General features: G+C 67.1%; 11 protein-coding genes. 10 read left to right on the top strand and 1 reads right to left on the bottom strand.

What is annotated here, in order from left to right; all coding sequences use genetic code 11:
* The first annotated feature begins 128 nt into the window (after positions 1–128).
* Both F1599_RS19220 and cysM read left to right on the top strand, forming a co-directional pair.
* On the top strand, positions 129–1,427 hold the full coding sequence (locus F1599_RS19220) for a solute carrier family 23 protein (RefSeq protein WP_149317895.1): 1,299 nt from the start codon (positions 129–131) through the stop codon (positions 1,425–1,427).
* A gap of 204 nt (positions 1,428–1,631) precedes the next feature.
* On the top strand, positions 1,632–2,534 hold the full coding sequence (gene cysM / locus F1599_RS19215; protein ID WP_149317896.1) for a cysteine synthase CysM: 903 nt from the start codon (positions 1,632–1,634) through the stop codon (positions 2,532–2,534).
* A gap of 148 nt (positions 2,535–2,682) precedes the next feature.
* Here cysM and mltB read toward each other — a convergent pair whose 3' ends face one another.
* Entirely contained in the window at positions 2,683–3,795 is a 1,113-nt protein-coding gene (gene mltB, locus F1599_RS19210; RefSeq protein ID WP_149317897.1) for a lytic murein transglycosylase B, read from the bottom strand.
* A gap of 198 nt (positions 3,796–3,993) precedes the next feature.
* On the opposite strand from mltB, the gene F1599_RS19205 reads away from it, so the two are divergent.
* From F1599_RS19205 to F1599_RS19170, 8 genes are all read left to right on the top strand, one after another.
* Entirely contained in the window at positions 3,994–4,917 is a 924-nt protein-coding gene (locus F1599_RS19205) for a histone deacetylase family protein (RefSeq protein ID WP_149317898.1), read from the top strand.
* Positions 4,918–5,050: 133 nt separating this feature from the next.
* Positions 5,051–5,857 carry an enoyl-CoA hydratase gene (locus F1599_RS19200; protein ID WP_150084144.1) on the top strand — a complete coding sequence of 269 codons (807 nt, stop codon included), beginning with the start codon at positions 5,051–5,053 and terminating at the stop codon, positions 5,855–5,857.
* A gap of 198 nt (positions 5,858–6,055) precedes the next feature.
* Entirely contained in the window at positions 6,056–7,090 is a 1,035-nt protein-coding gene (locus F1599_RS19195) for a methionine ABC transporter ATP-binding protein (RefSeq protein WP_149317900.1), read from the top strand.
* Positions 7,080–7,733 carry a methionine ABC transporter permease gene (locus tag F1599_RS19190; protein WP_053821324.1) on the top strand — a complete coding sequence of 218 codons (654 nt, stop codon included), beginning with the start codon at positions 7,080–7,082 and terminating at the stop codon, positions 7,731–7,733. The genes F1599_RS19195 and F1599_RS19190 overlap by 11 nt, the downstream gene beginning before the upstream one ends.
* 101 nt (positions 7,734–7,834) lie before the next feature.
* Entirely contained in the window at positions 7,835–8,632 is a 798-nt protein-coding gene (locus F1599_RS19185; RefSeq protein ID WP_149317901.1) for a MetQ/NlpA family ABC transporter substrate-binding protein, read from the top strand.
* Between the two features lie 266 nt (positions 8,633–8,898).
* On the top strand, positions 8,899–9,648 hold the full coding sequence (locus F1599_RS19180) for an electron transfer flavoprotein subunit beta/FixA family protein (protein ID WP_053821326.1): 750 nt from the start codon (positions 8,899–8,901) through the stop codon (positions 9,646–9,648).
* Positions 9,649–9,668: 20 nt separating this feature from the next.
* Positions 9,669–10,604, top strand: a complete 936-nt coding sequence (locus F1599_RS19175; RefSeq protein ID WP_006577021.1) for an electron transfer flavoprotein subunit alpha/FixB family protein — start codon at positions 9,669–9,671, stop codon at positions 10,602–10,604.
* A 178-nt stretch (positions 10,605–10,782) separates the two neighbouring features.
* Positions 10,783–12,567, top strand: a complete 1,785-nt coding sequence (locus F1599_RS19170) for an acyl-CoA dehydrogenase (RefSeq protein WP_150084143.1) — start codon at positions 10,783–10,785, stop codon at positions 12,565–12,567.
* Positions 12,568–12,690: the final 123 nt, after the last annotated feature.

The raw sequence follows: 12,690 nt of genomic DNA, 5'->3' as shown, positions 1-12,690 counted from the left end.
CCGGGAGCCACCGGGGGCGCACGCCGCGGCGTGCGGCAAGCCCTGCCGGCCACAACACATCACCAACACATCACCAAGAACGGCCGGGCGCGGCGCGCCAGCGGCCACCTCAGAACGGGAGCTGAACGATGGCGAATGGCGACGAGGCGGGATTCCTGCCGCGCTGGACACTGAAGACCGAGGGCGTGATTGCGCCGGATGAACGGCTGCCCACCGGGCAGACCGTGCTGGCCGGCATCCAGCACGTGGTGGCGATGTTCGGCTCGACCGCGATCGCGCCGATCCTGATGGGCTTCAATCCCAATATCGCCATCCTGTTCTCGGGCATCGGCACGCTGATCTTCTTCCTGTGCGTGCGCGGCCGCGTGCCCAGCTATCTCGGTTCCAGCTTCGCCTTCATCGCCGTCGTGATCGCGGCCACCGGCTATGCCGGCAGCGGCCCGAATCCGAATATTCCGCTGGCGCTCGGCGGCATCATCGCCGCCGGCCTGCTCTACACCGTGATCGGCCTGGTGGTGCAGGCCGCCGGCTATGGCTGGGTCGAACGGCTGATGCCGCCGGTGGTGACCGGTGCCATCGTCGCCGCGATCGGGCTGAATCTCGCGCCGGTCGCGGTCAAGGCGGTCAGCGCGGCCGCGCTCGATACCTGGATCGGCCTGCTGACCGTGGTCGCCGTCGGGCTGGTGGCGGTGCGCGCGCCCGGCATGATCGGCCGGCTGCCGGTGCTGATCGGCGGGCTGATCGGCTATCTGGCCTACTGGGTGTGCGCCAATGCGTTCGGCCTTGGCAAGCCGATCGACTTCTCCGGCGTCGCCAGCGCCAGCTGGTTCGGCCTGCCGGCCTTTACCACGCCGGTGTTCGAACTGAACGCGATGCTGCTGATCGCGCCGGTGGCGATCGTGCTGGTGGCGGAGAACCTTGGCCATATCAAGGCGATCGGCGTGATGACCGGCCGCAATCTGGACCCGTATATCGGCCGCGCCTTTATCGGCGACGGCGTCGCGACGATGCTGTCGGCCGCCGGCGGCGGTACCGGTGTGACCACCTATGCCGAGAATATGGGCGTGATGGCGGTGACCCGGATCTACTCGACGCTGATCTTCGTGGTGGCCGCGCTGGTGGCGATCCTGCTCGGCTTCTCGCCCAAGTTCGGTGCGCTGATCCTGACCATTCCGGGCCCGGTGATCGGCGGCCTGACCATCGTGGTGTTCGGCCTGATCGCCGCTACCGCGGGCCGGATCTGGGTCGAGAACCGCGTCGACTTCTCCGATTCGCGCAACCTGATCACCGTCGGCGCCACGCTGACGGTCGCGGCCGGCGACCTGACGCTGCGCTTCGGCGGCATGACGCTGGGCGGCATCGGCACCGCCACCTTCGGCGCGATCCTGCTGTACCACCTGCTCGGCAAGGGCCGCACGCGCGTCTGAGGAACCTGGCAGCGGGGCGGGCGATCCTGCCTCGCTGCCTCGCTGCCTCGCTGCCTCGCTGCCTCGCTGCCTCGCTGCCTCGCTGCCTCCCAGCGCCGCAGCCCTTCGCCGTTCTGGCAGTGCTTGCACCGCCCGCCGCCCCGCCGGCGGCAGGGTCATGACGACTGCATTACAATGGGCGCCGACATTTGGACTCGCCCCATCATGGCCTACAAGACGATCGAAGACACCATCGGCAATACGCCGCTGGTGCAATTGCAGCGTATTCCCGGAGCCGCCAACGCCGAGCGTGGCAATGTGATTCTGGGCAAGCTCGAAGGCAACAATCCGGCTGGCTCCGTCAAGGACCGGCCCGCGCTGTCGATGATCGCGCGTGCCGAAGCGCGCGGCCGCATCAAGCCCGGCGACACGCTGATCGAAGCGACGTCCGGCAATACCGGCATCGCGCTGGCGATGGCAGCCGCGATCCGCGGCTACAAGATGGTGCTGATCATGCCGGAGGACCTGAGCGTGGAGCGCCGCCAGAGCATGGCGGCCTACGGCGCCGAGATCATCCTGACCCCGGTCAAGGGCGGCATGGAATACGCGCGCGACCTGGCCGATTCGATGGAGCGCGACGGCAAGGGCGTCATCCTCGACCAGTTCGCCAATCCCGATAATCCGCAGTCCCACTACGAGACCACCGGTCCCGAGATCTGGCGCGACACCGAAGGCCGCGTTACGCATTTCGTTTCGGCGATGGGCACCACCGGCACGATCACGGGCGTGTCGCGCTATCTGAAGGAACAGAATCCGGCGATCCAGATCATCGGCGCGCAACCGGCCGAAGGCTCGCGCATTCCGGGCATCCGCAAATGGCCGGAAGCCTATATGCCGAAGATCTACGATGCGCGCTACATCGACCGCACCGAGCCGGTCAGCCAGGCCGACGCCGAACACATGGCCCGCCGCATGGCGCGCGAGGAAGGCATCTTCTGCGGCATCTCGGCCGCCGGCGCGCTGTGCGTCGCGCTGCGGATCGCGGAAGAAGTCCGCGACGCGACCATCGTGTTCGTGGTCTGCGACCGCGGCGATCGCTATCTGTCGACCGGCGTCTTCCCCGCCTGAACCTGGGTCAATGAACCCGGGGCATGAATCCCGGGCAATCATCCGGGGCAATGAACGCGGGTCAACGAACCTGCGTCATGAACCCCAGCCGATGAACGCCGGCGCTGCCTGCTGAAACCACAGCAGCGCCGGCCGGACCGATCGGTCCTTACATCATCGCGGCCTTGACGGCCTCGCCCAGCTGATAGACCGCCAGCGCGTAGAAGAAGCTGCGGTTGTAGCGCGTCAGCACATAGAAATTGCGCAATCCGAGCATGTACTCGGTCGGCGCATCGGGCGTCGGCAGGTCCACCACCAGCACCCCGGTCTCGCCTTCGCGCGCCGCGTCGATCGGCTCGTCCAGCCGCAGCCCGGCGCGCGTCAGCTGATTGAGTGTGCGCGTCGGCCACGGTTCGCCGTCGGCCGCCGCCGCCGCGATGCCGCGGCTGCCTTCGTCCTGCGCCAGCCGCCACACCACCGGCCGGCCCGCCTCCCATCCGTGCAGCTGCAGAAAGCGGCCGACGCTGCCGATCGCGTCCACCGGGCTGTTGCGCAGGTCGATGTGGCCATCGCGATCGTAGTCGGTCGCGTATTCGCGCAGGCTGGTCGGCATGAACTGCGGAATGCCGATCGCGCCGGCGTACGAGCCCAGCACCGAGAACACATCGGTACGGGTCTCGCGGCACCACAGCAGGTAGTCCTGCAGCTGCGCGCGGAACAGTGCCGAGCGGCTGGCGCGGTTCGGCGTATCGGGATAATCGAAGGCCAGCGTCGACAGCGAGTCCAGCACGCGGAAGCTGCCCATGTCGCGTCCGTAGATCGTCTCGACGCCGATGATGCCGACGATCACCGAGGCCGGCACGCCGAACTCGGCCTCGGCGCGGCGCAGCGTGTCGCGGTGCTGCTCCCAGAAGCGGACGCCGGCGTTGATGCGGATCGGCTCGATGAAGCGCGAGCGGTAGGCGCGCCAGCTTTTGCGGCCCGGCGTGGCCGGCGGCATGATCAGGCGCGCCACCGTGGCCGAATAGACCGCCTGTCCAAACCAGTCGTTCAGGGTCGCGCGCGAGAAGCCGTGTTTCGCGACCATCTCGTCGATGAAGGCGGCCGCCTGCGGGTTGCTGCCGTTGCGATAGCGGCCGGGATCGATTTCTTCTTCCTGGAAGCTGACGCGGCGCTTGCCGGCCGCCAGCAGCGAAGGGGTGGCGCCGCACAGGCCAAGCGCCACGGAGCAGAGCGCGGCGCCCAGCAGAGGGCGGCGCAGGGTACGCGTGTGTTCGGTCATGGTGTCCTTTGCAAGTCGGACCGAGTATAGCGGACGCATCCGGCGCAAAACATCACGGAACGATACGACCGGCGCCGCGAGCGGCCATCGCGTTGCGGGCCATCCGCTGTGCTAACGTACGGGGATGGAGACAGCGGCGCACTCGACGAAGTGCCCGCCACGCGCCCAACAACGCCTCGATAAACGCGCCGAATTCCCATGCCGACCGGCTACTACACGCATCCCGAATTCCTGCTGCACGAGATGGGGCAGTTCCATCCCGAGTGCCCGGAACGCCTGACCGCCATCGAAGACCATCTGATCTCGCACGGCATCGACGGCCTGCTGGACCGCCGCGAGGCGCCCGCGGCCAGCCGCGAGCAGATCGAGCGCGTGCATCTGCCCGGCTATGTCGACGGGCTGCACGAAGCCAGTCCCGCCAGCGGCTACCATGCGATCGATCCCGATACCGCAATGAACGCGCATACGCTGGCGGCGGCCACGCATGCGGCGGGCGCCGCGGTGGCGGCCACCGACGCGGTGATCGCCGGCGAGCTGGAGAACGCCTTCTGCTGCGTGCGGCCGCCGGGCCACCACGCCGAGCCCGATCGCGCGATGGGCTTCTGCTTCTACAACAACGTCGCCATTGCCGCCCGCCATGCGCTCGACGCGCACGGGCTCGAACGCGTGGCGATCATCGACTTCGATGTCCATCACGGCAACGGCACCGAGGCCGCATTTCGCGGCGACGAGCGCGTGCTGATGTGCAGCTTCTTCCAGCATCCGTTCTACCCGTACAGCGGCACCGAGCACGTGGCCAACAACATGGCCAATATTCCGCTGCCGGCCTATACCAACGGCATGGCGGTGCGCGAGGTGGTCGAGACCATCTGGATGCCGCGGCTGCAGGCCTTCCGCCCGCAGATGCTGTTCATCTCGGCGGGCTTCGACGCGCATCGCGAGGACGACCTCGGCCAGATGGGGCTGGTCGAGCAGGACTATGCGTGGATCACGGCCGAGCTGATGACGCTGGCGCGGCTGCACGCGCAGGGACGCATCGTCAGCTGCCTCGAAGGCGGCTACAACCTCAGCGCGCTGGGGCGCAGCGTGCTGGCGCATCTGAAGGTGCTGCTGGAGCGCTAGGGCGAGCCGGCCCAGCGATGGGCGGGTTTTCAACGAGCCGGTTTGAACACGGCGGTTTCGACAAGCCGGTTTCGACAAGTCGGATTCCAGCAAGCGCCACCGCAGCAGGACAACAGCAGACCAGGAGACGATCATGGCCGAATCGGAACAAGCCCAAGCCGCCAGTGCGCTGCTGGCGCAAAGCGAAGATGCCCCGGGCGTGCTGCGCCTGACGCTGCAACGTCCCGACGCCTTCAACGCGTTGTCGGAGGCGCTGATCGACGCGGTGACCGAGGCGCTGACCCGCATCGCCGCCGATCCCGCCGTGCGGGTCGTGGTGCTGGCCGGCGCGGGGCGCGCCTTCTGCGCCGGGCACGATCTGCGCGAGATGCGCGCCCAGCCTTCGCACGATTACTACCGCCGCCTGTTCGACCGCTGCACCCGCATGATGCTGGCGATCCAGCGCATGCCGCAGCCGGTGATCGCGCGCGTGCACGGCATCGCCACCGCGGCCGGCTGCCAGCTGGTGGCGATGTGCGACCTGGCGGTGGCCGCCGACGACGCGCGCTTTGCGGTGTCGGGCGTCAACCTGGGCCTGTTCTGCTCGACGCCCGGCGTGGCGCTGTCGCGCAATCTGCATCGCAAGCACGCGTTGGAGATGCTGCTGACCGGCGAGATGATCGGCGCCCACGAGGCGCAGGCGCGCGGCCTGGTCAATCGCGTGGTGCCGGCCGCCGAACTGGATGGGGAGGTGGCGAAGCTGGCCGCCAGCATCTGCGCCAAGCCGGCGGCAGCCATCGCGGCCGGCAAGGGGCTGTTCTACCGCCAGCTCGAAATGGGCGTCGAGGCCGCCTATCAGCTTGCCGGGCAGACCATGGCGTGCAACATGATGGACGAATCGGCGCTGGAGGGCGTGCAGGCATTCATCGACAAGCGGCCGCCGTCCTGGCGTTCGGGTTGATCCAGAGGATCCAGAGTTGACATCTCGGCACTCGGAAACGGGGCCTTATTCCCTTTTCGTCTAAAGACATCGGCAAAAAGTCGTTTCTGGTAAGAAGCGGATCGCTTAAAATAGCCCGTTACATCCAAAAACGATAAATGCGGCAGCAGCGCTGGAGACCCCGTCCCGGCTGTTGCCGTTTTCTTTTCGCTCTGTCTCATGATCGAACTGCAAGGTCTCTCGCAGCGATTCCCCGGTGCGACCGGGGATGTGCACGCTTTGCGGGATGTCAGCCTGTCCATCGCGGCCGGCGAAATCTTCGGCATCATCGGCCGCAGCGGCGCCGGCAAAAGTACGCTGGTGCGCGCCATCAACCTGCTGAACCGTCCGACCGCCGGCCGCGTGATCGTCGCCGGGCAGGATCTAACCGCGCTGGACTCGTCCGCGCTGCGGCTGGCGCGCCGCGACATCGGCATGATTTTCCAGCATTTCAACCTGCTGTCCTCGCGAACCGTCTATGACAACGTGGCGCTGCCGCTGGAACTGGCCGGCAAGAGCCGCGACGAGATCGCGGCGACGGTGCTGCCGCTGCTGGACCTGGTGGGCCTGTCGGCGCTGAAGGACCGTTATCCGGCGCAGATCAGCGGCGGCCAGAAGCAGCGCGTCGGCATTGCGCGGGCCCTTGCCAGCAAGCCCAAGGTGCTGCTGTCGGACGAGGCCACCTCGGCGCTCGACCCGGAAACCACGCGGTCCATCCTCGACCTGCTCAAGCAGATCAATCGCGACCTGGGGCTGACCATCGTGATGATCACGCACCAGATGGAGGTCATCAAGCAGGTCTGCGATCGCGTCGCGGTGCTCGATGCCGGCTGCGTGGTCGAGCAGGGCCAGGTCATCGATGTCTTCCTGCGGCCGCAGCACGCGGTCACGCGCGCGATGATCGGCGACGTGATCGCGCAGGAGCTGCCGCCGAGCGTGCTCAAGCGCGTCGAGAGCCGGCTCGGCAACGGGCGCGACCATGTCTACCGTCTGGCGTTCACCGGCGAGGGCGTCGACCAGCCGGTGCTGGCGCAGGCGATCCGCCGCTACGGGCTGGATTTCAACATCCTGCACGGGCATATCGACGAGATCCAGGGACAGGCCTTCGGCTCGCTGGCCATCATGGCCACCGGCGAGACCGAGAACGTCCGGGCGGCAATGGCATTCCTGCAGGAGCAGGGCGTGGTGGTGGAGGAATACGAGCATGTGGTCTGAGCTGTTCGACCTGTTTGTGACCTCGCTGGGCGAGACCCTGGTGATGGTCGGCATCTCGGGCGTGATCGGCGCGCTGCTTGGCGTACCGCTCGGCGTGGTGCTGCATCTGACCGACCGGGGCGGCCCGCTGGCGCACCCCTTGTTCAACCGGCTGATCGGCGTGGTCGTCAACGCGGTGCGCTCGATCCCGTTCATCATCCTGCTGGTGGTGGTGATCCCGTTCACCCGCTTCCTGGCCGGTTCGTCGATCGGCACCGCGGCGGCGGTGGTGCCGCTGACGATCGCGGCGATTCCGTTTATCGCGCGGTTGGTCGAGAGCGCGCTGCGCGAGGTCGACAAGGGCCTGGTGGAGGCGGCGCAATCGATGGGCGCGAGCACCGGCCAGATCGTCTGGAAGGTGCTGCTGCCCGAGGCCATGCCCGGCATCGTTGCCGGCCTGACCATCACCTTCGTCAGCCTGGTCGGCTATTCGGCGATGGCCGGCGCGATCGGCGGCGGCGGCCTGGGCGACCTCGGCATCCGCTATGGCTACCAGCGCTACATCACCGAGGTGATGGTGGCGGTGGTGCTGATCCTGATCGTGCTGGTGCAGGCGGTGCAGAGCTTCGGCGACTGGCTGGTCCGCCGGATCAGCCATCGCTGAGCGCCTCGTCAGCATCGGCATCGGCCGGTATCGTTTCGTTTCCCGTTTCGTTTTGCTTTATCCCAGACTCAACCCAGAACGCATCGCAAAGGAAGTCAGACATGCAACGTCGTAGCCTGCTGCAATGGATCATCGGCGCCGCGCTCGGTGCCAGCCTCGCCACCGCCGCGGTGGCGCAGGACAAGCCGATCAAGATCGGCGTGACCGGCGGTCCGCACGCCCAGATCATGGAACAGGTCAAGAAGGTCGCCGCCAAGGATGGCCTCAATATCCAGGTCGTCGAGTTCAGCGACTACATCCAGCCGAACGCCGCGCTGGCCGCCGGCGACCTCGACGCCAACAGCTATCAGCATCTGCCGTATCTCGAGGCGCAGATGAAGGACCGCGGCTACAAGTTCGCCAACGTCGGCTACACCGTCACGTTCCCGATGGGCGTCTACTCGAAGAAGATCAAGTCGCTGGACCAGCTCAAGCAGGGCGCCCGCGTCGGCGTGCCCAACGATCCGACCAACGGCGGCCGCGGCCTGCTGCTGCTGCAGAGCAAGGGCGTGATCAAGCTGCGTGCGGATGCCGGCCTGAAGGCCACGCCGCTGGACATCGTCGCGAATCCGAAGAAGATCCGCATCGTCGAACTGGACGCCGCGCAGCTGCCGCGCTCGCTGGACGACCTGGATGCCGCCGCGATCAACGGCAACTACGCAGAATCGGCCGGCCTGTCGCCGACCAAGGACGCGATCGCGATGGAAGGTCCGAAGGGTCCGTACGCCAACCTGATCGCCGTGCGCGAGGCCGACAAGAACAAGCCGTGGGTCGCCAAGCTGATCAAGGCCTACCACTCGCCGGAGATCAAGGACTACGTCACCAAGACGTTCAAGGAGTCGGTGATCACGGCCTGGTAAGCCGGCCCCGCACGTGCGGCCGGGTATCGAACAAAACCTCGAAACCGGCCGTCACGTCTGTGCCGTGAAGGGTTTTCTGCGGCACAATACCGGTCAACAAGCGGCTCAGTGATCGGCGAAGTCATCGACCGAAATCGCCTGCCGGGCTATGCCCGGCAATTCTTTGCCTATAAAATAGTACGGTCGTTCGAAAATTCCGGGCGCCGCCGACCCGGTGGTTATAATGGCGAGCGAACCAAATTTCTGACAATCAGTGGAGTGAGCGCATGAAAGTACTCGTCGCAGTCAAGCGCGTGGTTGACTACAACGTCAAGGTCCGTGTGAAGTCCGATGGCTCGGGCGTCGACCTGGCCAACGTGAAGATGAGCATGAACCCGTTCGACGAGATCGCCGTGGAAGAGGCGGTCCGCTTGAAGGAAGCCGGCGTGGCCACCGAGGTCGTGGCGGTCTCCTGCGGCGTGGCGCAATGCCAGGAAACGCTGCGCACCGCGATGGCGATCGGCGCCGACCGCGGCATCCTGGTCGAGAGCAGCGAAGACCTGCAGCCGCTGGCCGTGGCCAAGCTGCTGAAGGCGCTGATCGACAAGGAGCAGCCGCAGCTGGTGATCCTGGGCAAGCAGGCCATCGACGACGACTCCAACCAGACCGGCCAGATGGTGGCCGCGCTGGCCGGCCTGCCGCAGGCGACCTTCGCCTCGAAGGTCGTGATCGCCGACGGCAAGGCCTCGGTGACGCGCGAAGTCGACGGCGGCCTGGAAACGCTGTCGGTCAAGCTGCCGGCGGTGGTGACCACCGACCTGCGCCTGAACGAGCCGCGCTACGTCACGCTGCCGAACATCATGAAGGCCAAGAAGAAGCCGCTGGAAACCGTGAAGCCGGAAGACCTGGGCGTCGACGTGGCGCCGCGTCTGCAGACGCTGAAGGTCGTCGAGCCGCCCAAGCGCAGCGCGGGTGTGATGGTGCCGGACGTCGCGACGCTGGTGCAGAAGCTCAAGAACGAAGCCAAGGTCATCTAAGCGCGCCAGGAGATACGAACATGACTGCACTCGTCATTGCTGAACACGACAATCAATCGATCAAGGGCGCGACCCTGAACACCGTGACCGCCGCGGCCCAGTGCGGCGGCGACGTCCACGTGCTGGTTGCCGGCGCCAACGCCCAGGCCGCCGCCGAAGCCGCCGCGAAGATCGCCGGCGTCGCCAAGGTGCTGCTGGCCGATGCGCCGTACTTCGGCGAAGGCCTGGCCGAGAACGTCGCCGAGCAGGTGCTGGCGATCGCCAGCGACTACAGCCACATCCTGGCTCCGGCCACCGCCTACGGCAAGAACGTGCTGCCGCGCGTCGCCGCCAAGCTGGACGTGGCCCAGCTGTCGGACATCACCAAGGTCGACGGCCCGGACACCTTCGAGCGCCCGATCTATGCCGGCAACGCGATCGCCACGGTCAAGTCGTCGGACAAGATCAAGGTGATCACCGTGCGCGGCACCGCGTTCGATCCCGCCGCCGCGGAAGGCGGCTCGGCCTCGGTCGACACCGTGCCCGCCGTGGCCGATGCCGGCATCTCGCAATTCGTGTCGCGTGAAGTGACCAAGAGCGATCGTCCGGAACTGACCGCCGCCAAGATCATCGTGTCGGGCGGCCGGGGCGTCGGCTCGGGCGAGAACTACACCAAGGTGCTGACCCCGCTGGCCGACAAGCTGGGCGCCGCGCTGGGCGCCTCGCGTGCCGCGGTGGACGCCGGCTTCGTGCCGAACGATTACCAGGTCGGCCAGACCGGCAAGATCGTCGCGCCGCAGCTGTATATCGCCGTCGGTATCTCGGGCGCGATCCAGCATCTGGCCGGCATGAAGGACTCCAAGGTGATCGTCGCGATCAACAAGGACGCCGAGGCGCCGATCTTCTCGGTCGCCGACTACGGCCTGGTGGGCGACCTGAACACCGTGGTGCCGGAGCTGGTGGCGGCCCTGGGCTGATCGCCAGCCCTGCCGCGGCGCCGCCCGGTGCCGCGGCAGGATCGAGCCAGCCGACACAAGAAAAAGAAAAGCCAAGACAAGCCGTTCCGGGCCCGCCCGCGAGCGGCTTTTTTATACGCTGCATCGAACGGTCGCCCTCAGCCAACTGCCGCGACCCATTGCGATAACGGAGACTTCGATGACCTACCGCGCCCCGCTCAAGGACATGCTGTTCGCGATCAACGAACTGGCCGGGCTGGATGCCATCAGCCAATTGCCGGGCTTCGAGGAAGCGACGGCCGACACCGCGCAGGCGGTGCTCGAGGAGGCGGCCAAGTTCACCGAGCAGGTGATCGCGCCACTGAACCGCACCGGCGATATCGAGCCGAGCAGCTGGAAGGACGGCGCGGTCACCACCACGCCCGGCTTCAAGGATGCGTTCCGCCAGTTCGGCGAGGGCGGCTGGCAGGGCGTGCTGCATCCGCAGGAATTCGGCGGCCAGGGTTTGCCCAAGCTGATCGCCACCGCCTGCAACGAGATGCTGAACTCGGCCAATCTGTCGTTCGCGCTGTGCCCGCTGTTGACCGACGGCGCCATCGAGGCGCTGCTGACCGCCGGCAGCGACGCGCAGCGGCAGGCCTACCTGCCCAGGCTGATCTCGGGCCAGTGGACCGGCACGATGAACCTGACCGAGCCGCAGGCCGGCTCCGACCTGGCCGCGGTGCGCACGCGCGCGGAGCCGCAGGGCGACGGCACCTACAAGCTGTTCGGCACCAAGATCTTCATCACCTACGGCGAGCACGACATGGCGGAAAACATCGTCCATCTCGTGCTGGCAAGGACGCCGAACGCGCCGGAAGGGGTCAAGGGCATCTCGCTGTTCATCGTGCCGAAGTTCCTGGTCAACGAGGACGGCTCGCTGGGCGCGCGCAACGACGTGCATTGCGTATCGATCGAGCACAAGCTCGGCATCAAGGCCAGCCCGACCGCGGTGCTGCAGTTCGGCGACCATGGCGGCGCCATCGGCACGCTGGTCGGCGAGGAGAACCGCGGCCTCGAGTACATGTTCATCATGATGAATGCGGCCCGCTTCTCGGTCGGCATGCAGGGCATCGCGGTGTCCGAGCGCGCCTATCAGCAGGCCGTGGCCTATGCGCGCGAGCGCGTGCAGAGCCGCCCCGTCGACGGCTCGGCGCGGCAGGCGGTCACCATCATTCATCATCCCGACGTCAAGCGCATGCTGATGACGATGCGCGCGCTGACCGAAGGCGCGCGCGCGCTGGCCTATGTCGGCGCGGCGGCCTGCGATATCGCGCACCAGCATCCCGACGAAGCGGTGCGCCGCGAGAACCAGGCGTTCTACGAATTCCTGGTGCCGGTGATCAAGGGCTGGAGCACCGAGCTGTCGATCGATGTGACCAGCCTGGGCGTGCAGGTCCACGGCGGCATGGGCTTCATCGAGGAGACCGGCGCCGCGCAGCACTATCGCGACGCGCGCATCCTGCCGATCTACGAGGGCACCACGGCGATCCAGGCCAACGACCTGGTCGGCCGCAAGACGGTGCGTGATGGCGGCGCCGTGGCGCGCGGCATCTGCGCGCGCATTGCCGAGACCGAGGCCGCGCTGGCCGCGCACGGCGGCGCGCCGTTCGCCGCGATGCAGGCGCAGCTGGCCAAGGGTCGCGCCGCGCTAGAGCAGGCGATCGACTTCATCGTCACCAACGGCAAGACCGATCCCAACGCCGCCTTTGCCGGCAGCGTGCCGTATCTGAAGCTGTGCGGCATCGTGTTCTCGGGCTGGCAGCTCGGACGCGCGATGCTGGCCGCCGATGCCCGCCGTGCCGAAGATCCGGCCTTCCACGAGGCCAAGATCGCGACCGCGCATTTCTTCGCCGAACACGTGCTGTCGCAGGCCGGAGGCATTCGCGATGCCATCGTGTCGGGTGCGCCGGCGGCGCTGGCGTTGAGCGAGGCGCAGTTCTGACGGCAGTGCAGGCGTAGGCAACAAAAAAGACGGCCGCCTGGCCGTCTTTTTTGTTGGGGCGTTTCGTCGGGCTTGCGCCCGGCGCGCCTCGCCCGTTACGCGTGGACGCTGACGCCTGGAGCC

The organism is Cupriavidus cauae, assembly GCF_008632125.1.
Classification (GTDB): Bacteria; Pseudomonadota; Gammaproteobacteria; order Burkholderiales; family Burkholderiaceae; genus Cupriavidus; species Cupriavidus cauae.
The sequence above is the reverse complement of the archived record's forward strand: the minus strand, read 5'-3'. Positions and strand labels throughout refer to the sequence as shown.

Bases quoted from the DNA above. Each gene is read 5' to 3' on its own strand.
- F1599_RS19220 (WP_149317895.1), top strand. From the start codon at position 129: ATGGCGAATGGCGACGAGGCGGGATTCCTGCCGCGCTGGACACTGAAG.
- cysM (WP_149317896.1), top strand. From the start codon at position 1,632: ATGGCCTACAAGACGATCGAAGACACCATCGGCAATACGCCGCTGGTG.
- mltB (WP_149317897.1), bottom strand. From the start codon at position 3,795: ATGACCGAACACACGCGTACCCTGCGCCGCCCTCTGCTGGGCGCCGCG.
- F1599_RS19205 (WP_149317898.1), top strand. From the start codon at position 3,994: ATGCCGACCGGCTACTACACGCATCCCGAATTCCTGCTGCACGAGATG.
- F1599_RS19200 (WP_150084144.1), top strand. From the start codon at position 5,051: ATGGCCGAATCGGAACAAGCCCAAGCCGCCAGTGCGCTGCTGGCGCAA.
- F1599_RS19195 (WP_149317900.1), top strand. From the start codon at position 6,056: ATGATCGAACTGCAAGGTCTCTCGCAGCGATTCCCCGGTGCGACCGGG.
- F1599_RS19190 (WP_053821324.1), top strand. From the start codon at position 7,080: ATGTGGTCTGAGCTGTTCGACCTGTTTGTGACCTCGCTGGGCGAGACC.
- F1599_RS19185 (WP_149317901.1), top strand. From the start codon at position 7,835: ATGCAACGTCGTAGCCTGCTGCAATGGATCATCGGCGCCGCGCTCGGT.
- F1599_RS19180 (WP_053821326.1), top strand. From the start codon at position 8,899: ATGAAAGTACTCGTCGCAGTCAAGCGCGTGGTTGACTACAACGTCAAG.
- F1599_RS19175 (WP_006577021.1), top strand. From the start codon at position 9,669: ATGACTGCACTCGTCATTGCTGAACACGACAATCAATCGATCAAGGGC.
- F1599_RS19170 (WP_150084143.1), top strand. From the start codon at position 10,783: ATGACCTACCGCGCCCCGCTCAAGGACATGCTGTTCGCGATCAACGAA.